16 protein-coding genes and 1 pseudogene are annotated in these 19,449 nt (G+C 68.2%); 9 read left to right on the top strand and 8 right to left on the bottom strand.

The window, feature by feature from the left end; genetic code table 11:
- Positions 1–93: 93 nt before the first annotated feature.
- Positions 94–291: a hypothetical protein gene (locus ADL25_RS31890; RefSeq protein ID WP_059131363.1), complete on the bottom strand. Its 198-nt coding sequence runs from the start codon at positions 289–291 to the stop codon at positions 94–96.
- 399 nt (positions 292–690) lie between these two features.
- On the opposite strand from ADL25_RS31890, the gene ADL25_RS31885 reads away from it, so the two are divergent.
- Positions 691–1,230 (top strand): helix-turn-helix transcriptional regulator, encoded by a 540-nt coding sequence (locus ADL25_RS31885; RefSeq protein ID WP_234381115.1) that lies wholly within the window; start codon positions 691–693, stop codon positions 1,228–1,230.
- A 44-nt stretch (positions 1,231–1,274) separates the two neighbouring features.
- On the opposite strand, the gene ADL25_RS31880 is transcribed toward ADL25_RS31885, so the two are convergent.
- Positions 1,275–3,260: an AfsR/SARP family transcriptional regulator gene (locus ADL25_RS31880; RefSeq protein WP_324614073.1), complete on the bottom strand. Its 1,986-nt coding sequence runs from the start codon at positions 3,258–3,260 to the stop codon at positions 1,275–1,277.
- A gap of 89 nt (positions 3,261–3,349) precedes the next feature.
- On the opposite strand from ADL25_RS31880, the gene ADL25_RS31875 reads away from it, so the two are divergent.
- Both ADL25_RS31875 and ADL25_RS46765 read left to right on the top strand, forming a co-directional pair.
- Positions 3,350–4,228, top strand: a complete 879-nt coding sequence (locus tag ADL25_RS31875; protein ID WP_059131362.1) for an alpha/beta fold hydrolase — start codon at positions 3,350–3,352, stop codon at positions 4,226–4,228.
- A gap of 133 nt (positions 4,229–4,361) precedes the next feature.
- Positions 4,362–5,091: pseudogene (locus tag ADL25_RS46765) on the top strand (PP2C family protein-serine/threonine phosphatase); the annotation flags it as partial.
- 166 nt (positions 5,092–5,257) lie between these two features.
- Here ADL25_RS46765 and ADL25_RS31865 read toward each other — a convergent pair.
- The gene (locus ADL25_RS31865; RefSeq protein WP_059131360.1) at positions 5,258–6,058 is read right to left on the bottom strand and encodes an SDR family NAD(P)-dependent oxidoreductase; all 801 of its coding nucleotides are present in this window, start codon (positions 6,056–6,058) and stop codon (positions 5,258–5,260) included.
- 102 nt (positions 6,059–6,160) lie between these two features.
- Between ADL25_RS31865 and ADL25_RS31860 the strand changes: the two genes are divergently transcribed.
- The gene (locus ADL25_RS31860) at positions 6,161–7,027 is read left to right on the top strand and encodes a helix-turn-helix transcriptional regulator (RefSeq protein WP_059131359.1); all 867 of its coding nucleotides are present in this window, start codon (positions 6,161–6,163) and stop codon (positions 7,025–7,027) included.
- 79 nt (positions 7,028–7,106) lie between these two features.
- Here the strand turns inward: ADL25_RS31860 and ADL25_RS51940 are convergent, their stop codons facing one another.
- The 3 genes from ADL25_RS51940 to ADL25_RS31845 form a co-directional block, all read right to left on the bottom strand.
- The gene (locus ADL25_RS51940; RefSeq protein ID WP_319115321.1) at positions 7,107–7,574 is read right to left on the bottom strand and encodes a hypothetical protein; all 468 of its coding nucleotides are present in this window, start codon (positions 7,572–7,574) and stop codon (positions 7,107–7,109) included.
- Positions 7,575–7,702: 128 nt separating this feature from the next.
- On the bottom strand, positions 7,703–8,671 hold the full coding sequence (locus ADL25_RS31850) for a DNA polymerase Y family protein (protein WP_059131358.1): 969 nt from the start codon (positions 8,669–8,671) through the stop codon (positions 7,703–7,705).
- A 215-nt stretch (positions 8,672–8,886) separates the two neighbouring features.
- Complete coding sequence (locus ADL25_RS31845; protein ID WP_059131365.1) at positions 8,887–9,240, bottom strand: DUF6479 family protein; 354 nt, start codon at positions 9,238–9,240, stop codon at positions 8,887–8,889.
- 340 nt (positions 9,241–9,580) lie between these two features.
- Here ADL25_RS31845 and ctaD point away from each other — a divergent pair, with 340 nt between their 5' ends.
- From ctaD to ADL25_RS31825, 4 genes are all read left to right on the top strand, one after another.
- On the top strand, positions 9,581–11,251 hold the full coding sequence (gene ctaD, locus ADL25_RS31840; protein WP_059131357.1) for a cytochrome c oxidase subunit I: 1,671 nt from the start codon (positions 9,581–9,583) through the stop codon (positions 11,249–11,251).
- Positions 11,248–11,637, top strand: coding sequence for a cytochrome c oxidase subunit 4 (locus ADL25_RS31835; protein ID WP_059131356.1), 390 nt, complete (start codon positions 11,248–11,250; stop codon positions 11,635–11,637). Before ctaD ends, ADL25_RS31835 begins: the two co-directional genes overlap by 4 nt.
- A 531-nt stretch (positions 11,638–12,168) precedes the next feature.
- Positions 12,169–14,448, top strand: coding sequence for a catalase (locus ADL25_RS31830; protein WP_059131355.1), 2,280 nt, complete (start codon positions 12,169–12,171; stop codon positions 14,446–14,448).
- 144 nt (positions 14,449–14,592) lie between these two features.
- On the top strand, positions 14,593–15,153 hold the full coding sequence (locus tag ADL25_RS31825; protein WP_059131354.1) for a hemerythrin domain-containing protein: 561 nt from the start codon (positions 14,593–14,595) through the stop codon (positions 15,151–15,153).
- 682 nt (positions 15,154–15,835) lie between these two features.
- On the opposite strand, the gene ADL25_RS31820 is transcribed toward ADL25_RS31825, so the two are convergent.
- Positions 15,836–17,098 (bottom strand): PP2C family protein-serine/threonine phosphatase, encoded by a 1,263-nt coding sequence (locus ADL25_RS31820; RefSeq protein ID WP_059131353.1) that lies wholly within the window; start codon positions 17,096–17,098, stop codon positions 15,836–15,838.
- A 341-nt stretch (positions 17,099–17,439) separates the two neighbouring features.
- Between ADL25_RS31820 and ADL25_RS31815 the strand changes: the two genes are divergently transcribed.
- Positions 17,440–18,204: an SDR family oxidoreductase gene (locus ADL25_RS31815; protein WP_059131352.1), complete on the top strand. Its 765-nt coding sequence runs from the start codon at positions 17,440–17,442 to the stop codon at positions 18,202–18,204.
- 378 nt (positions 18,205–18,582) lie between these two features.
- Here ADL25_RS31815 and ADL25_RS31810 read toward each other — a convergent pair whose 3' ends face one another.
- Positions 18,583–19,407 (bottom strand): aldo/keto reductase, encoded by an 825-nt coding sequence (locus ADL25_RS31810; protein WP_059131351.1) that lies wholly within the window; start codon positions 19,405–19,407, stop codon positions 18,583–18,585.
- Between the last annotated feature and the right edge of the window lie 42 nt (positions 19,408–19,449).

Here is a 19,449-nt window from a genome sequence, read left to right as displayed (position 1 = left end):
CGGGTCAATGTCCTGTGGGCGCTGCTGCGTGACGGACGGTGCTACCAACTCACACCACCCCTGGCTGAGGCGGCTTGACATCTTCATTGGGAGTCATCGGCTGCCGGGGGCTTCCCCAAGCAGGTCGGGCTCCGCGGTGCGGAGGTACAAGTGGTAGCCGTCGCCGGCGACCACCTCAGCGCGGGCCCTGACAGCCGCCTCGCGATCAGCCTCGTAGGCGTCGGCGCCATAGTCCTCGATGATGCCGCGGTCCGGCCGACCTTTGGTGCGGTACTTCGCGATCAGTGCCATGGACGCGAGTATCTTCCCCGCTACGAACCCTGTACACGTAGAGGGCGCCACCATCGCGCGGTCGCGAAGAAGCGCCGGACCGAACCCCGTTGGACATCCCGGCGCCGCGTGGCCGTGGCAGGACCGCAAGCCCACCCACCGGGCGCCCGGCAGGCATGGGCTGAAGCGCCTCGAGGGTCAAGAAGTTGTTCCTGCATACTGCACGCATGAGCCTGCCCGACGTGCGCGCGTCTGCCTCTGCACTCGTGATCGCGCTCCTCGCCCTCTCCGGCTGTCGTGCCGAGACGTCTGACAGCGCGGCTTCGGCGTCCCGCGGTGCCGCAGCCGTGGCTCCCCTCGCGGACTCGGAGGTGGGGGCGGCGCTGGCCGACCGGGCCGCACGGCGACGAGTCGGTCAGGGTGACAGGTCACCGGCCGCACTCGCCGGCGGCCGCACGGCAACTGAACCACGCCATCAACTATCTGCGTGATCACGTCCTTGCCGACCCCGCCGTCGCCGACCAGCCTCTGGTGGCGTCCACCGCCGCGCAGCACCTGGCAGCCAGCGTGTTGTCCGCCTTCCCGAACACCGCGCTCGCCGACGAGGGAAGTCCCGAGAGGAATGACGCGCACCCGGTGGTGCTCCGCCGCGCCCTCGCCTACATCGACGACCACGCCGACCAGCCGATCACGGTCGCGCAGATCGCTGCGGCCGCCCATGTCACCCCGCGGGCCCTGCAGTACGCCTTCCGGCGCCATCTGGACACCACCCCGCTCGCCCATCTGCGCGGCGTGCGGCTCGCGGAGGCGCATCGGGATCTTGTGGCCGCCGACCCCGCCGAAGCTTCCACGGTCACCGGGATCGCCGCTCGCTGGGGCTTCTACCACCCGGGCCGGTTCGCCTCCCTCTACCGGGACATGTATCGGCGCGCTCCACATCAGACGTTGAACGGCGGTTGAGCCTGCTCTGTGCCCGCGTAGGTGGTGCCGACGGACGGTGGGCGTCATCTCCGCATGCGGAACTGATCGAGGGCGGCCAGGATGCCGTTGACAGGGCCGAAGCTGATCATGGCGGTGGTTCCACCCGCGATCTCGCCGCGCAGAGGGAAGAGGGCGTCATGCGCCTGCGTGGCGAGTGAGCGGTCCTGGAGCAGGACCGCTGTGTGGGCGTTGACGGCCCAGAGCGCGTCATACAGGTGGTCGGCACGGGGTCTGGGCAGGACGGCGGCAGCTTCGCGGGCCGCTGTCGGGTTGCCGCGGGCGAGGTCGAGGAGGGGCTGGACCCAAGGACGGTAGGGTCCCCAGTCGAGGGCGGGGTCCGCCTGCGCGGGACGCTGGTGGCGCATGCGCAGTGAGAGGAGCGCGAGCGGCAAGAGGCCGGCTTCCACCCCGGGCATACCGGCGCCGGCGAGGTCGGTGGCCACGGTGCGATAGGCATGAGCGACCTCGGCGGGGTCGTCCGAGCGTGTGGCCAGCTGCATCGCCCGGAAAGCGGCGGTGAGGACGTGGACCAGCGGGGTTTCGTGAATGGCGGCGAGCTGCTCGGCCGTCTCGACGTGGCGTTGGGCGGTCTCGGTGTCGCCGCGGGCCGCGCAGACCTGGATCTTGATCAGATGGCCAAGGGTCTCGAACATCGGGAGATCATGCCGGGTGGAGAGGTCGATGAGTTCGCCGGCGATCACGTCGCGTTCTCCGGTGCGCCCGGGGTGCTGGAAGGACTGTACGAATCGGGCGTTGAGCGCGAGTACGAGCACGCCGGGGTCGTGGAGGTCTCGGGCGAGTCGTTCGGCTTCCCTCGCTGCCTCGCCGGCCCAGCCGTCTCGGCTTCCGCGATGCTCCAGCCCGATGGTGGCGAGGAGACGTGCGCGAAGCGCGGGTGAAGCCCCTGGCCCCAGTCGGTGCAGGGTGCGCCGAGTGGTCGCGACCAGTGCCTCGGACCGGTGGGGATCATCGGAGCGCGTCCAGATGGTGGGGACGTCGTACGCCGCGATCACGCGGGCAGTGAGGCCGGGGTCTTCGGTCCGTTCCGCTTCCGCGGCTGCCGCGGCACGTTGCTCTTGGGCAAGTACCAGGTTGGTGCCGCCTGTGACCGCTGCGGCCCGGGCGACGGTGCTCATAGAACGCAGCCGGGTGTAGGTCCCCGTCGCTTCCGTGCGGGTGAGCAGACGCAGCCGGTCCTCGTCCTGAGGTGCGGGTGTGAGGTGCGGAGCGTGTCGCAGGATGTCACGTTCAAGATGGTCGAGGTTGTCCGCCGACTCCAGTCCGAACCGATTCAGCAGCCTGGATCGCGCGTCACGCAGCGAGGCCAGCGCATCGACCTGGCGGCCGGCTTGGTAGAGAGCATGGGCAAGCAGAAGCCAGGCGTGTTCCCGCCACGGGTGTGCGGTCGCGAACGCCTCCAGTTCCGGGACGAGTGGCGCACCGCGTCCGAGGTCGAGCATCGCGCGGGCACGCAGCTCGACGGCTTCACGGTGCAGTTCCGTCAGCCGGGCTCGCTCCGGCGTCAGCCAGGGTGAGGCGTCGAGGTCTGCGTACGGCTCGCCCCGCCACCACGACAGCGCTTCGCTCAGCGCACGGGCAGCGCGGCCGTTGGGCCCCTCGTGCGCGGCCCGAAGGGTGTCCTCGAATCGGTGGGCGTCAACGTGTGCCCGTGGAATCCGCAGGGCGTATCCAGTGCCGACGGTCTCGATGGTGAGCGAGCGGGTTCGCGGAGGACGATCGGGTTCGAGGGCGCGGCGGAGTTCGGCGACGAAGGTGCGGACCGTCCCTGCCGCTGCGGGCGGCGGGTCCTCCCAGAGATCTTCGACCAGCACAGGAAGCGGGACGGCCCGTCCGCCGACCGCGACCAGCCGTCCCAAGAGCTCACGGCGACGCCGGCTGCCCACCGGTACGGGGTTGCCCTCGGCATCCGTGACCTCGATCGGCCCGAGCACGTTGACGAGGATCTCCATGTCGTCATTGTCGTCGGTCTCGGGCTGCTGCTGATCCACTGCTGATCCGGCTCTCGGATCATTCCTGTCGTTCACGCATCCGCGTGAGTCGCAGCGACTCACGCGTCCAGGAGAAGGAGAGGACAACGATGGGCATCGGCATTCCGGGGTTCGAGACAAGGTCGATCGGTGTGGCCGACGGTGTCGAGCTGAACGCGGCGGTCGGCGGAGAAGGACCGGCCATTGTGCTGCTCCACGGCTTTCCACAGACCCACCTGATGTGGCGGCATGTCGCCCCCACCCTGGCCGAGCACCACACTGTGGTCTGCCCCGACCTTCGCGGTTACGGTGCCAGCAGCAAGCCGGAAGCGGTCACCGAGGACACCTACTCGAAGCGGACGATGGCCGCAGACATCGTCGGCCTGGCCGACGCACTCGGGTTCGACCGGTTCGCGCTGGTCGGGCACGACCGCGGTGCGCATGTCGCCTTCCGGGCCGGCCTTGATCACCCGAATCGGATCAGTCACCTGGGAATCCTGGACATCGTTCCCACTCCGGACACCTGGAACGTCCTCCACGGGGTCGGCGCGGCGGTGGCCTTCCATCTGTATCTGATGGCTCAGCCGCCCGGTCTGCCCGAGCAGATGATCGCGGGCAGCGCCGACGCGTTCTTCGGCCACTTCCTCGACGTCTGGTCCATGAGCTCCGACGCGATCCCGGCGGACGTGCGCGCCGAATACCTTCGCGCATGCCGGCAAGCCGTTCCGTCGATCGTCGCCGACTATCGTGCCACCGCGACCGTCGACATCGAACATGACCAGGCCGACCTCGACGCCGGCAACCGGCTCACCATGCCGGTGACGGTCGTCCAGCAGGACTGGGGACGGCAGTTGGGGTTCGACGCCACCGCGACCTGGCGGCCGTGGAGCACCGACCTCGAGCATTTCACCACCCAGGCGGGCCACTTCATGGCCGAGGAGGCTCCGGAGGACATCGCCTCGCTGATCCTGAACCTGGTGCAGCGGTGATCGTCCCGGAAGGGCCGTCATAGGCCGCACTCGCCCAAGGCACGGATCGGGAACCGCGCAGCCCGCCTGCACCCCGGGGAGCCCGACGAGTGGCTGCGTGGGCGGGTACGGAGAGTGACACCCGATCGGCCGGGTGCGGGCGCTGGACGGCGGGCGAGGACACCGAGTGCTCGCCCCCGTCACCAACCGCGGCGACGCCTGGGTGTACTGGAACTGTTCCTGCCCCATGTGACACAGCAGGTGCTGGACCAGGTCGAAGGGAAGGCACACGCGCTGGCGTACATCCTTGTCAACGACCGTCGTTTCACCGACCTCTACCACTGGGGACAGCGCACTGTCCCGGTGACCCTGGCCGCCGAGATCCAGCGCCGGCTCCTGCCGACGGCGCCCTCCTGTGAAGCCGTCGAGTGGCCCTCCTGGACCACGGCCGCAGCTCTTTCGCCACCGGACAGCTGCTGCGCATCGCTTTGGACGGCAGCGGCGCGCAGGCCGTCAACGCCGGTCACCCCTGGCCACTTCGGCTGCGCGACGGCAGCGTAGAGATGCTGCACCTGGACGTCAGCCTGCCCTTCGGCTTCAGGTCTGCTTCCCCGTACCGGGTCCAGGACCTCGACCTGCAGCCCGGGGACCGCCTGGTGCTCTACACGGACGGCATGCAGGAGCGCCAGGCGGAAGCCGTCGACCTGCGGCGCGTCATCCACGACACCGCAACCGAGCATCCCCGCGAGGTCGTCCGGATCCTGACCTCCGCGGTCACCGACGCCGGCGAGGGGCACCTCGCCGACGACGCGACGGTCATCTGCCTGGACTGGCACGGCCCCTGTCACGAAGGCCGACACACAAGAGCCGGCGCCGACCGATGACAGTCGGGGCAGACGACCGTAGCGAGGTCGGTACGTTGTGCGCGTTGCCCAGGGCACCCACTGGCGCCCCGCACATATCGCCCCGCCCGCAGCTTCAGCACGCGGCAGGACCGCGTACCGGACGTGCAGGCCGGTCATCGCCGGCTCGGCCCGGCTCGAGGGGCGGTTAGGACAGGCGGGTGGCGGAAATCCCGCCGTCCACGTAGAGCGTGATGCCGTGGACCATGGCCGCGTCGTCGCTGACGACGTACAGGACGCCCTTGGCGATGTCGTCCGGCCTCACCACAACGCCCGCCGGTGTGGCGGCCGTCAGCGCGTCGAGCTGCGCGCGGCCCGCCTCGTTGCCGGGTGTGAGGGTCGCCCCGGGCGAGACGGTGTTCACGCGCACGCCCCGCGACCCGTACTCCGCGGCCCAGCTGCGGGTGAGCTGCTCGTCCGCCGCCTTGGTCGCGGTGTACATCGCCGCGAAGGGGCTGCCGACCCGGGCCATCCAGGAGCCGATGTTGACGATGACGCCGCTGCCCCGCTCGGCCATGGCCGGCGCCATCGCCGCGACCAGGACGTGGGGGGCTCGGATGTTGACCGCCAGCATGGCGTCGAGGTCCGCGTCCGGCAGGTCCTCGGTCTGCGTCGCGGGATAGATGCCTGCGTTGTTGACCAGGATGTCGACCCGTCCCCCGAGCATGTCGGTGGCCTGTGCCGCGAAGGCGCGCAGCTGCTCGTAGCTTCCTGCCAGGTCCGCCGGGACGAAGTCCGCGCTGCCACCGGCCTGCCGGATCTCCTCGACGACGCTCTTTCCGCGGGTTGCCTGCCGACCGCTGACGACGACGTGTGCGCCTTCGCCGGCCAGTGTGTGGGCTATCGACGCACCGATCCCGCTGGTCGAGCCGGTGATCACAGCGGTGCGGCCGGAGAGCCGAGCGCCGGTGGCTGCCGGGGTGCTGATGTTCGTGTGAAGGGAAGTCATGGGTCCCTTTCTAGGGCGGCCCGCTGGTATCGGGCCAGGTCAGGACGAACCTGGGCATGCCAGGACCACCCAGCGGGCCGATGGGCCGCCTACCCTGGAGCCATGTCACGCGACCGCGCCGCGCTCGGAGCGTTCCTGCGCTCCCGGCGAGACCGCCTCACACCCTCCCAAGCCGGCATCGAGGCATTCCCGGGGGCCCGACGGGTGCCTGGGCTACGGCGCGAGGAGCTGGCCGTGCTGGCCGGTCTCAGCCCGGACTACTACAGCCGGCTCGAACAGGGACGCCAGGCCAACATCTCCACCGAAGTGCTCGACGCGCTGGCCCGGGCACTGCGTCTGGACGAGGTCGAGCGTGCGCATCTGCGGGACCTCGCCGCGCCCACCACACGGCACCGCGCCGCGGTCTCGCACGCCCTCCAGCGCCCGGATCCCGGCCTTCTGCGTCTGCTGCACACCCTCGATCATGTACCGGTACTGCTCCTCGGCCACCGCGGGGAGGTCCTGGCCCGCAACGCCCTGCTCACGGAGGTGCTGGGCCGTCCGCTGGAACCGGGGTCGTCGTTCGTCCGCTTCATGTTCCAGGATCCGGTCGCCCGTGAGCGGATCCTGAACTGGGCGGACTTCGCCTCGGCCACCGTCGCCACGATGCGCCGGGAGATCGCCCGCCGTCCGTATGACAACCGGCTCACTGCGCTCGTCGACGAGTTGCGCACCAGCGATCCCGACGTCGCCCGGTGGTGGGACGACCATGCCGTTCGCGACTACGCGTCCGTGACCAAACGCATCCAGCACCCTGCCGCCGGCCCGATGTCGTTCAATATCGAGATCGTCTGTGCGCCCCACGAGCCGGACCAGCGGCTGGTCGTCTACACGACCGAGCCCGACTCCCCCACCGCGCGCGTCCTGCCGCTCCTGGCCAGCTGGAACGCGGCCCCCGTCATACGGCCCGACACGCGCGCGGGTGGGTGAACCGATGTGAACGCCTCGTCGACGTAGCCGAGGCGGCCCGCCGTATCCACACTCCCGATCTGCTGCCCGTTTTTGCGCGTCAGAGCCCTGCGCGACCTGGTTCACGCCCGCCCGGTTCCTCAGCCGATGGTCCGAGCTCACCGGCCGATGGGGCGAGCTCGCCCGGGCCCGCCCAGCAATCCGGTCCGCCCCCCTTGCGTGGCCAGACCTCCGGGCCACCGCCGTGCCACTCGATGAGATCCGACTCGGCCACGTCCAGCTCGTCCCCTCCCACCAGACCGACGTAGCGAAGGAACACCGTCAGGTCGTGCAGCGAATACGCCGTGCCCAGGGTCTCGCCATCGATACAGACCCGCCGACCGCCGGATCCGCTTGGCCCCTGCACGATCACGCAATGCTCGACCATGAGCTCAGCCTCTAACATTCGCAAACCGAGCGCATTCTGTGGCGTGATCCTCGGCGGCAGGCGTCGCAACCGTCGTCGACCGCGACTGACTGCGGGTGTTGTCGGCACGGTTTCCATGTCGGCTCGGAAGCGTCCCGCCATCCTGTCATCGTGATCGACCCCGGTTCGACGCGGTTTCGGGTCGACTTGGGCCGCTACGGCTGTAGGGCGAGGGCAAGGCGTGCATGCAGGAAGCCCGGATCACGGCAGAGAGCAGGGAGTTGAACCCGTCAGGAGGCACGGCGGAACCTAGCCGCCGGACCGATCACGCCAGGCCCGAACTTGTCGCGGATACGGTCGCTCACGGCCTCGGCGGCCAACCGCGATTCGCGGGCCCCGTCAAGGCTGAGCTGTTCGGCGACCCGATCGGCCTCCACCAGGTCCTCCGCCTTGAGCATCAGTCCGGCGAGCCGGCCCCGCTGCAGACCGGCGGCGTCCATCAACTGGTACGCCAGGGTGCGCAGGTCGTCGTCGTGCGCGGAGGCGCTCGGCAGACGGCGGGTCTTCTCCCACCTGCCCTCGCCGACGAACCGCAGCGTCAGTGTCAGACCTCGGGCCGCCTGACCGCGTCGGCGCAACAACCGCCCGAGCTGAATGACCAGGTCGAGCAGGGCAGCGCGGACTTCGGCACCGTCCAGGGTGTGTCGAACAAAGACGTGCCGAACCGCAGCCGAGGCGGGCAGGGCGCGCGGGACGACGGGGCGGGGGTCGATGCCATGGGCCCGGTCGACGGCCAGGCGCCCCGTGCGGCCGCCGAGCAGACGCTGCACCGTGGCCGGCGGGACAGCGGCGAGCAGGCCGACACTGTGAATCCCGTAGTCGCGCAGAGCATGCGCTTGCTGGGGGCCGATGCCGTGGAGGGCTTCCACGGGAAGCGGAGCAAGCCACTCGGTGACGTGCTCGGGGGTGACGACCAGTACACCGCCCTGGCCATCGATCCGACCGGAGGCCGTAGCGGCCACGGTGATCGACGGCCCGATGCCGACGCGCACGTCGACGCCCAGGCGGGAGAGGGTCCGCACCCGCAGTACCTCCGCCAGTCGACCGGGGTCGACGCCGTGATAGCGCAGCGCACCCCTGAGTTCGACCAGGGCGGCTGACGGCGGTAGGGCCTGCACGACCGGGGACAGTTCCGCGAGTTCCTCGAGGACTCGCCGGAAGACCTCCTCGGGCACCCGGTCCGGACAGCGGACATGCATCACGACGGACAGTCCACGCCCCGTTACGTCATCAGCCACGGCGGTCCACCTCCTCCGCAGCCACCATATCGAACGAAAATTCGAACACGCGAGGCCGGCCACTCGATCTCGAAGGTCCGACCGCTGAACCGGCGGAGGCGGAACGAGGTGCGGCCGACATCGTTCGGCGGCGAACACACCCCGCCCGCAGTGGACAAACGCGGAACGCCGTGCGATCAGCTCGCGCCGGAACCGCTGCTGCCGAAGGGACCACCGGAGCCGGACTCCCACCGGGGGCGATTCTGGTCCTCGCTGCGCCTGCTCCCGCTGGGATGCAGTTGGTGCGGCGTCAGGCGCTCACTCTCGTCTGCGGCCCGCGGTACCTCGTCCGGCTCCCTCCGCTCGAGAGCCGACATGTCGGGACCACCGCCGGAATCGGGGCGCGGAGGCTGTGGGGAGGTGCGTGACGGGTCCTGCTCCCGGCGTCGGACCTTGATCCCGAGCCGGATGGCCCAGACCAGGAACCCGGCTACGACCAGACCTGCCACCAGGGCGCCGGCCACGCCCCACGCAGCGTCCGAAGCTGCCATTTCGATCGAGATCAGCATCATTCCCGCCGGGTTCCCCCGAGAGGGGAAGGAACACGTCGACGCGCGACTGCAGAGCCCTTCCTGCGCCCGCGGCAGTGAAGTACCGCGCGACGGGCGTGGCGCAACGCGGCGCCCGGGATGCCCGTCGGTAGGGTCGCGGCGTACGGCCACTTCGACCGGTGATCTTCCCCACCGGCCGACCCGGACGGATGCGGTATGTCCGCTTCCTCAGCCCGACCGGTTTGCCTCGGCGCGCGCCGGGCACTCGCGTCGCGCCCGTATGCCGCCCGGCCTCGCAGCGGACCTGACGCCCGCGAGGTCGGGCTTTTGGAGGAGGAGGATGTCGCGTCTGTCGGATCCCGCCGCCGCCCGGCACGGCGCTTCCGCCACGTCCCCGCTCGGCCGGTCGCTGCTGCGCTGGACGACGACGACCGATCACAAGGTGATCGGCCGGTTGTACATGGTCACCGCCTTCTGCTTCTTCCTCTTCGCCGGTCTGCTGGCATTGGGGATGCGGGCCGAGCTCGCCCGTCCGGGACTGCAGCTCATGTCGGAGGACACCTACAACCAGTTCTTCACGGTGCACGGCACGGTGATGATGCTGCTCTTCGCCACACCCATGTTCGCGGGGTTCGCCAACGCGGTCATGCCGCTGCAGATCGGTGCCCCGGACGTCGCCTTCCCGCGTCTGAACGCCCTGTCGTACTGGATGTATCTCTTCGGCGGCCTGATGGTGGTCTCGGGGTTCCTGGTGCCCGGAGGCGCCGCGTCCTTCGGCTGGTTCGCTTATGCCCCCCTCAACAGCGCCTACCGGTCCCCCGGCGCCGGCGGGGACCTGTGGGTGATGGGCCTGGTGGTGACCGGTGTGTCGACGACTCTGGGTGCGGTCAACTTCATCACCACCATCATGTGTCTGCGGGCACCCGGTATGACCATGTTCCGGATGCCGATCCTCACCTGGAACATCCTGTTCACCTCGATCCTGGTGCTGCCGGCCTTCCCCGTGCTCACTGCCGCGCTGCTCGGTCTGGAGGCCGACCGGAAGTTCGGTGCGCACATCTTCGACGCGGCGAACGGCGGCGCCCTTCTGTGGCAGCACCTGTTCTGGTTCTTCGGTCACCCGGAGGTCTACATCGTCGCGCTGCCGTTCTTCGGCATCGTCTCGGAGATCATTCCGGTGTTCTCCCGCAAGCCGCTGTTCGGCTATCTGCCCCTGATCGGTGCGACGGTCGCGATCACGATGCTGTCGGCGGTCGTATGGGCCCATCACATGTTCGCCACCGGCGCGGTGCTGCTGCCCTTCTTCTCCCTGATGTCGTTCCTGATCGCGGTACCTACAGGCATCAAGTTCTTCGCGTGGATCGGGACGATGCGCGGGGGATCGCTGTCGTTCGAGACACCGATGCTGTGGTCGGTCGGATTTCTGGTGTCGTTCCTGCTGGGCGGTCTGAGCGGAGTGCTCATCGCGTCCCCGCCGATGGACTTCCACGTCACCGACTCGTACTTCATCGTGGCGCATCTGCACTACGTGCTCTTCGGCACCGTGGTCTTCGCCATGTTCGCGGGCTTCTACTTCTGGTGGCCCAAGTTCACCGGAAGAATGCTCAACGAGCGACTGGGCAAGGTGCACTTCTGGCTGCTGTTCATCGGCTTCCAGCTGACCTTCCTGGTCCAGCACTGGCTCGGCACGGAGGGCATGCCCCGCCGCTACGCCGACTATCTGCCCGCCGACGGCTTCACCCTGCTCAACACGCTCTCGTCTGCAGGGGCGTTTCTGCTCGGCGTCTCCACGCTGCCGTTCCTGTACAACGTGTGGCACACCGCACGGCACGGCGAACAGGTCACCGAGGACGACCCCTGGGGATACGGCCGCGGCCTCGAGTGGGCCACATCCTGCCCACCGCCACGCCACAACTTCCGGGCCCTGCCACGGGTGCGGTCCAACTCCCCCGCCTTCGACCTGCACCACCCAGAGATCGTCCGGCAGGCACCGCAGGAGGAATTGCGATGAAGATCGAGGCCCTGCTCTTCGGCGGAGTCGCCCTGTTCTTCGCCGCCGCCGCCGCGCTGTACGGCGCATGGTCGGGCGAACCGGCCGGCACAGCGGTACTGATCGTCGCCTTCGGCATGGCCGCGGTCGTCTCCTTCTTCTGTGCGGTGCAGTACCGGCGCCGCGGACGCCGCCCCCAGGACCGCACCGACGCGGAAGTGGCGGATGCGGCCGGACCGCTGGAGTTCTTCCCGCCCCACAGCCCCTGGCCCCTGGTCACGGCGCTGGGCTTCAGCATCGCCGCCCTGGGCGTGGTCTACGGACTGTGGCTCTTCCTCATCGGCGCCGGGGTACTGGCCCGAGGGGTTCTGGGGATGGTGTTCCAGTACGCGACGCGCCAAGACTGACAGTGATCATTGCCGGGCACGGTGATCCCCCGATACGACCCTCCACGTTCTGTCGTGCCTCTCACCCTCCTGTCCCGGTCTCTTCGGACGACGCGCCTCGGGCCTGTAGAGCCGCCGCCCCCACAGCGAGGGCCGGAGTCACTCCGACGGCGGCGCCTTGCCACCCGGGCTCCTGTTGGCCAAGAAGGAGATCTTGACACCGTTCGGGTGAAGGGCGGTGGCGTGAACGACAGCACTGATGGAGAGTGAAAGGCAGGTCATCACTTCGGGCAGCGACCAGTGACATCTCGATGGATGAGAGTCCCTCTCCTGATGCGCGCCTCCTGCACGGAGGTCCTCGTGGCGCGAGAGGCTGAACATTAGGCGTCGACTGAGGCGTTATGTATCGTTTCGCCCTCTTCAGTCAGCCGGCGCCTTCCAGGCTTCGCGCTCACCACGGGCGCATGCGCAGCCCAAGTTGGCAAGGACGACCTGCAAATGGAGCTTCGGGCTGCGACGACCGCCGCCCCCGCGGAAGTTAGGACGAACCCGATGGGCGAGACCAGCCCCCTCAAGCGTGCGACCGATAAGATCACCGGCGCATTGCAGAGCAACGACGCGGGTCCGGAGGATGGGATTCCCGGGAAGCCTGGCTCCAAGTCACCGTCCGTTTCGGAGCCGACGGAGCCCCAAGAGCCGCTGCCGCCGAAGGCGGACCAGACCGGACCGGACACCGTGTCACCGACAGGGCAGCCCACGGGCGCCGATCAGGCCCGGATGGCGCAGTCCGGCGCTTACTTGACCACCGCGCAGGGTGCACGGCTGTACGACACCGATCACTCGCTCAAGGCCGGCCCGCGCGGTCCGGTATTGCTGCAGGACCACCATTTGCGCGAGAAGGTGATGCACTTCGATCACGAGCGGATCCCCGAGCGCGTGGTGCATGCCCGGGGCGCTGCTGCGCACGGTGTCTTTCAGAGTTATGGCACGGCCGCCTCGGTGACCAAGGCCGCCTTCCTGGGCCCGGATACGGAAACGCCGGTATTCGTACGCTTTTCCACGGTGCTCGGCTCCCGAGGATCGGCCGACACCGTCCGCGACACCCGAGGCTTCGCGACGAAGTTCTACACCAGTGAAGGCACCTTCGACCTGGTCGGCAACAACATCCCGGTCTTCTTCATCCAGGACGCGATCAAGTTCCCCGACGTCATTCACGCCGGAAAGCCGCACCCCGATCGGGAGATTCCTCAAGCCCAGAGCGCACACGACACCTTCTGGGACTTCGTCACCCTGCACACCGAGGCCACGCACCACACTTTGTGGAACATGTCCGACCGCGGCATCCCGCGCTCCTTCCGCATGATGGAGGGCTTCGGCGTCCACACTTTCCGCCTCGTCAACGCCGACGGCGCCACGACACTGGTGAAGTTCCACTGGAAACCCAAGCTGGGCGTGCACTCCCTTGTCTGGGAGGAGGCACAGCTCATCAACGGCATCGATCCCGATTTCCACCGCCGCGACCTGGCCGACGCCATCGAGGCAGGGGCGTATCCGCAGTGGGAGCTGGCCATCCAGACCTTCCCCGATACCCCCGAGCAGACCTTCGAGGGTATTGATCTGCTCGACCCGACCAACATCGTCCCGGAGGAGCTCGCCCCCGTGCAGCCGGTCGGGCTGCTGACTCTCAACCGCAACCCGTCGAACTTCTTCGCCGAAACCGAGCAGGTCGCCTTCCACGTCGGACACCTCGTGCCCGGCATCGACATCACCGACGATCCCCTACTGGCCGGACGCCTCTTCTCCTACCTCGACACCCAGATCACCCGCCTGGGCGGCCCCAACTTCCCCCAGCTCCCTATCAACCGCCCCCACGCCCCGGTCAACGACATGCTGCGCGACGGCATGCACCAGACGGCGGTCCACAGGGGTGCGGCACCCTACCGGCCCAACTCCCTCGACGGCGGCTGCCCCTTCCAGGCAAACGCCGAGACCGGTGCCTATATTGAGGTTCCAGTCCGCATCCCAGAGGCCACGAAGGTCCGCGAGGCGCCCGAATCGTTCTCGGATCACTTCAGCCAGCCCCGCCGATTCTGGCTCAGCATGAGCCCGGTGGAGCGTGAGCACATCATCGGCGCCTACACCTTCGAGCTCGGCAAATGCTATGAAAAGGCGATCAAGGAACGAGCTTTGCTGGTTCTGGCACGAATCGACTCCTGGCTGTGCAAGCAGGTCGCCGCGGGCCTTGGCCTGCCCGCGCCAGACCCCACCGCGCCGCCGGCCGACGTCGAACCCAGCCCAGCGCTGTCACAGGTGGGCCGGACCTGGCCAACGGATGGCCGCATCATCGGCATTGTCGCCGGTCCGGAAGGCGATCTGGGCGGCGTGCGTGCCGTGCGCGAGGCAGTGCTCGCAGCGGGCATGGTCCCACTGCTCGTCGCGCCGACCGGTGGCACATTGGGCGCCGCCGATGGCTCGGTGACAGTGCAGCGCACCTACGCCACCGCACGCTCGGTCGAGTTCGACGCTGTCCTGGTGGCCGGAAGCCCCGGCATGGGCAGCGACGCATACGGCGCACGTGACGCAAAGGGCCGGCCGGCCGCCACCTCACAGTCGGCGTCGGACCCGCGCGTGGCTCTGCTGCTGTCCGAGGCCTTCCGACACGGCAAGGCCATCGGTGCCTGGGCGAGTGGAGAGAGGGCACTCGAGGCCGCCGGCGTACCCACCGACGCACCCGGCGTACTTGTCGGTGACAGCGGTACGACCGTCCTGGAGCAACTGACAAGCCTCTTGGGCGCACACCGCGTGTGGGAACGCTTCACCGTCGGCGACTGAGTGCCGCCGAGATGGGCGGCTTGTGCGACGGGGATGGCCTCTTCGGATGAGGCGGACGAGCTCAACCCTTCATGACCTACCGGGGGGATCAGGTTCGCGACCGGACGTACCGGTCCCGACGGACGGAACGAGAGGTGATGCACGATGGGGCACGGCGGGAACGTCATCGAGGAATTGATGGCCGATCATCGGGAGGTCGAGGAGATCTTCGGCAAAATCCAGTCCACGGCCGGCCAAGGTCAGGAGCTGCGTGATCTCGTGGACGAGGTCACTATCGAGTTGGTGAGGCACGCGGTCGCCGAGGAACAGTATCTGTACCCGGCGGTGCGCGAGCATGTGGAGGGCGGCGACGGGATCGCCGACAAAGAGATCCGGGACCACAGCCGTATCGAGAAACTCCTCAAGCAGTTGGAGAAGACGAAAGCAGACAGTCCCGAGATGAGCCCGCTGCTGCAGCAGCTCATGGAAGAGGTAGCGGCCCACGTCGAGGATGAGGAGAACAATCTCTTCCCGATGCTGCGCCAGGCGTGCTCCTCGCAGATGCTCGGCGATCTCGGGGAAAAGGTCCGGCGGGCCAAAGCCATCGCCCCGACACGTCCGCATCCTTCCGCCCCGGACACTCCGCCTGCGAACAAGCTTCTCGCACCGGGCGCCGGTCTGGTGGACCGGGCTCGTGACTTCGTCACCGGACGCGGGAAGTCCTGACCTCCTCGTCCCACGGAAGCAGAGTTCGATGGGTACCGGGGCTGGGCGGCGGGCGTTCCGTATGGCTCCGGTATCCAGCAGGACATGCCGTGACGCGGGTCATGTAGCCGGTTCGCGTCTCCGCGTGCGGCGTCCGCAGCGGCAACACACTTGCGGACTGGAATCATCGGCAACACGCGTTGGCCTCGAATGGCCGCCACCAATGGCGATCTCTACACCCGGGCCTCTCCCATCGCGATTGGACCACTGCAGCCGACGGGTGCTCGAGCGCATGGACACGATGATGTCCGGGACGGACGATGACGACCGGCCCGTTGCCTACGACCGCGTGGCCGCAGTGGTGGTCACCGGCGACGAGGACGGCGCCCACCATGTCATCAGCTAGATCTCCAGCACCATCGCAGAAATCGGCCACACCGTTCCGCGCCAGGCCTGGACATACTGACACCTCGGTCCAGGGCCAGGACCCGACCATCTCGAGGAGCAGCGGGGATGCGACTCGGCGCGCAGCGCCGGCCGCACTCGGTCGAGCCTCGGCACCCGTCTGGACGCCGAACAGGCTCTCCCCCCGATCGACCTGTCGAACTCCCTGGCACGAAGTTCAGTGCGTGCCCTCCTCGCTGACTGCGCCGAGTCCCGGTGAACGCCCCGGTACCCGCGCGGATCTTCGCGCTGGGATCGGTCAGGGTGGTGCCAGAGGCTCGCCGGAGGATGTGGAGGGGGGAAGACCGACAAGAGACTCAAGGCTTTCCGGCCGGAAGGGCGCGGGCCCGTGCCACTCCAGCAGAAGAATCGTGGCGTCGTCGTTCAGCTTCCCTCGATGGTAGTCGAGATGATGGCGAACCAGTCGGCGCAGGGTCTCCGGGACGGGGAGATCATCGGTGTTGTGGCGGATGAGGAAATCAGTCAGACCCTCAAGACCGAACTCTTGGCCGTCGGCGTTGCGGGCTTCGGTGACGCCGTCGGTGTAGAGCAACAGCCGGTCCCCGGGTTCCAACTGCTCCCGGCAGACGGACGCCGACAGGCCCAGTTCCGTACCCAACGGAGGTGAGGGCGCGCACGACAAGTGGACAATCGTGCGGCGACCGCGAACGATGACCGGAGGGTAGTGACCGCAGCTGATCCAGGTACACACACCAGTCGTCGTGTTCAGAGACGCCAGGATGCCGGTTGCAAAGCGGCCGCCACGGAACTGTTCTGCCAGCGCCTCCTCGATTCCGTCCGCGGTCCGGAGCAGGTCCGCGCCCTCGCGCCGGAAGCTACGGCAGGTCGCCAGGGCCAGGTTCGCGGTCAGGCCCGCGGCCGTATCGTGACCCATCGCGTCGAAGACGGCCATATGCAGCGTATCGCCGGCCAGCGCATAGTCGAACGCGTCCCCGCTGACCTCGTAGGCCGGTTCCATCACCGCACTGATCAGGATCCGGTCGGTGGCGAAGGTCCTCGGGGGCATCAGGCGCCACTCCATCTCGGCAACCACCTTCATCCGCCTACGCCGGACCAGTCGAGCATAGGAATCGCTCGTACCGCGCTTACTGACCAGCAGCAAGCCAATGAGCCCTGCCAGCTTGCCCAGGTCCTCGTCCGGCTCCTGCCCATCCGGCAAGCGGACTCGCAGCACACCCAAGCGCTCGGTGCCGTCCAACAGCGGAACCCACCACTGGCCGCTCGAGGAGGCAGACGCCGGGAAGACCTCCCCCAGCTGGAAAGCCCGCCCCGCCACCGTCCCCTCGACAGCCAGCTCAGGAGGCACGTCGCCGCCCTGCTCACCGGCGAGCAGGTGCAGCCGCTCCTGCTGTAGATCGGCCAGGTAAATAAATACGTCGGTCCATCCCGCCCCCGCCGCATGCCTTGCCACCACTGTGGGCATCTGGTCCAAGGCCATCAGATGACTGGCAGCGATCAGGTCTCCCAGCACTCGTGCACGTGCACGGGCCATGTCACTCATCCGAAACACCTTCCCACGGGCCGAGGCGGACGCAATCGACTCCGCGCACCGCCCACGTCAGGTCGTCGACCGTCTCAACACCCTGGACCGGAGCAATTGCGCAGACGGCAGTCACCACGCCGGGGTCCGCGCCCGACTCCCCCATCGGGCCCAATGTCGGCTGACGGCGAGGGCGCGTCCGCCCTCGCCCCAGCTGAGCGCCATCGGGATGAGCTCGGACCGACATTCGAGAGACCCGCGCAGGGAGCGATCTCTGGCCTGCCTGCACATCGCCGTCCGGAACTGCTCACTCGACACCTTTCAAAAACCCAGGCGGTACTCAGTGCGGCAGCGGGTACTTCGTGGGGCCGGAACCCGGACATCCGTTATCGGCCACCAACGCTCGACACCAGGCCCGGGGCAGCGCGATCGGACGTGCGGTGTGCCTGGCCTTCGCCCGAGAGGGAGCCGACGTCATGTTCACGCACTTGGAGGAAGAGAAGGACGAGGCGCAGCAGACCGCCGACCTGGTTTCGGAGGCCGGGCAGCGTGCGCTGCCGGTCCAGTGCGACATCCGGGAGGAAGCGAACTGCCGGGCACTTATCGACCAGGCCGCACGTGAGCTCGGCCGCATCGACATCCTGGTGAACAATGCGGCGTATCAGATGTCCCAACCGGAGGGCATCGAGGCGATTACCACGGAACAGTTCGACCGCGTGCTGCGCACCAATCTGTATGGCATGTTCTGGCTGTCGAAGTTCGCCCTGCCACACATGCCCGAGGGCGGCAGCATCATCAACTCCACCTCAGTACAGGCGTACAAGCCCAGCCCGCATCTGCTGGACTACGTCATGACAAAGGGCGCGATCGTCACCTTCACTCAAGGGCTGGCCCAGATGCTGGTCGATCGCGGCATCCGCGTGAACGCTGTGGCGCCGGGACCTGGGTGGACGCCTCTGATCCCGGCGACGCTTCCGAACACGGTGGAGTTCGGCAAGCAGGCCCCGATCGGCCGTCCGACGCAACCGGCGGAGATGGCCCCGGCCTATGTCTTCCTCGCCTCCCATGAGGCGTCCTTCATCACCGCCGAGATCCTCAATGCCACCGGGGGAACACCCCTGCCGTAGAAGGCCTTCACCTTCGGCCGACAGAGGCCGCAACTCCCACGCGACCGGATGCCGGGCTCGGGCGGCCGACATGTCGGGGACCTCGCCCACAAGGCCGGCTCGACCGGCCGGGCTGTAGTACGGAGGGTGATCCGTGGCCCCAGCGCACGGTCACCCCCCGACAGCGTGTACTCGACCGGGCGGGCCCCCTTTCGGCATTCAGCCGGATGCTGTGCGCGATTTCCTGGGGCCACGCCTTCATACCGAATGTCGTCCGGAAAGGCGCACCTCGGATTTCGGCTCGCGGCCCCGTTGTCCGTCGAGCAGACGTTCACCCGCCTCAACCAGTTCAAACGACCCCGGACCTCGGGACCACAGTCTGACGTACCAGCAAGCGGCTCAGTTGAAGGTGTCGGGGTCCGGGCCGGTGCGCAGGCCGCGGTCGAGCGTGGCGATCGCGGCCATCTCGTCGTCGGACAGGGTGAAGTCGAAGACGTCGAGGTTCTCTCGGATGCGAGCCGGAGTCACCGACTTGGGGATCACGACATTGCCGAGCTGCAGGTGCCAGCGCAGGACCACCTGGGCGGGGGACTTGTCATGCCGCTGCGCGACGGTGGTGATCGCGTCGTCGCCGAGGACAGCGCCCTGGGCCAGAGGGCTCCAGGCCTCGGTGGCGATGCCCAGTTCGGCATGCACCGCTCGCAACTCGGTCTGCTGCAGGCCAGGATGCAGCTCGATCTGATTCACGGCCGGCAGGAGCGAGGCGCCGTCGACCAGCCGCCGCAGGTGGGCGGGCTGGAAGTTGGACACGCCGGGGGTGCGGACCCTGCCGTCGGCCACCAGCTTTTCGATCGCCCGCCAGGAGTCCCGGAACAGGTCACGGGCCGGCGTCGGCCAGTGGATGAGGTACAGGTCGATGTACTCGAGGCCCAACTTGGCGAGGCTTGCGTCGAACGCCTTGAGCGTGGCGTCGTAGCCCTGGTCGGCGTTCCACAGCTTGGTGGTGATGAACAACTCCTCGCGGGGGACGCCTGCCACGGAGAGTGCCTTGCCCACGCCCGACTCGTTGCCGTAGATCGCGGCGGTGTCGATGGAGCGGTAGCCGACCTCCAGAGCGGAGGCCACGGCCGCGGTGGTCTCCTCGTCGGGGACCTGGAAGACACCGAAGCCGAGCTGCGGGATCTTCACGCCGTTGTTGAGGGTGACAGTGGGGACAGAAGTCATGTGGGTGGAGCTTTCTCGTATGAAGTACTGGTCTGGCTGGGT

It is taken from the genome of Streptomyces sp. NRRL F-5122 (assembly GCF_001507435.1).
GTDB classification, from domain to species: domain Bacteria; phylum Actinomycetota; class Actinomycetes; order Streptomycetales; family Streptomycetaceae; genus Streptomyces; species Streptomyces lannensis.
Note: the sequence above shows the minus strand (reverse complement) of the source record. Positions and strands in the feature narration are given on the sequence as shown.

Bases quoted from the DNA above. Each gene is read 5' to 3' on its own strand.
- ADL25_RS31825 (WP_059131354.1), top strand. From the start codon at position 14,593: ATGGGGCACGGCGGGAACGTCATCGAGGAATTGATGGCCGATCATCGG.
- ADL25_RS31810 (WP_059131351.1), bottom strand. From the start codon at position 19,407: ATGACTTCTGTCCCCACTGTCACCCTCAACAACGGCGTGAAGATCCCG.
- ADL25_RS51940 (WP_319115321.1), bottom strand. From the start codon at position 7,574: ATGGCGGGACGCTTCCGAGCCGACATGGAAACCGTGCCGACAACACCC.
- ADL25_RS31845 (WP_059131365.1), bottom strand. From the start codon at position 9,240: ATGGCAGCTTCGGACGCTGCGTGGGGCGTGGCCGGCGCCCTGGTGGCA.
- ADL25_RS31850 (WP_059131358.1), bottom strand. From the start codon at position 8,671: ATGCATGTCCGCTGTCCGGACCGGGTGCCCGAGGAGGTCTTCCGGCGA.
- ADL25_RS31835 (WP_059131356.1), top strand. From the start codon at position 11,248: ATGAAGATCGAGGCCCTGCTCTTCGGCGGAGTCGCCCTGTTCTTCGCC.
- ADL25_RS31830 (WP_059131355.1), top strand. From the start codon at position 12,169: ATGGGCGAGACCAGCCCCCTCAAGCGTGCGACCGATAAGATCACCGGC.
- ADL25_RS31820 (WP_059131353.1), bottom strand. From the start codon at position 17,098: ATGAGTGACATGGCCCGTGCACGTGCACGAGTGCTGGGAGACCTGATC.
- ADL25_RS31860 (WP_059131359.1), top strand. From the start codon at position 6,161: ATGTCACGCGACCGCGCCGCGCTCGGAGCGTTCCTGCGCTCCCGGCGA.
- ADL25_RS31865 (WP_059131360.1), bottom strand. From the start codon at position 6,058: ATGACTTCCCTTCACACGAACATCAGCACCCCGGCAGCCACCGGCGCT.
- ADL25_RS31890 (WP_059131363.1), bottom strand. From the start codon at position 291: ATGGCACTGATCGCGAAGTACCGCACCAAAGGTCGGCCGGACCGCGGC.
- ADL25_RS31875 (WP_059131362.1), top strand. From the start codon at position 3,350: ATGGGCATCGGCATTCCGGGGTTCGAGACAAGGTCGATCGGTGTGGCC.
- ctaD (WP_059131357.1), top strand. From the start codon at position 9,581: ATGTCGCGTCTGTCGGATCCCGCCGCCGCCCGGCACGGCGCTTCCGCC.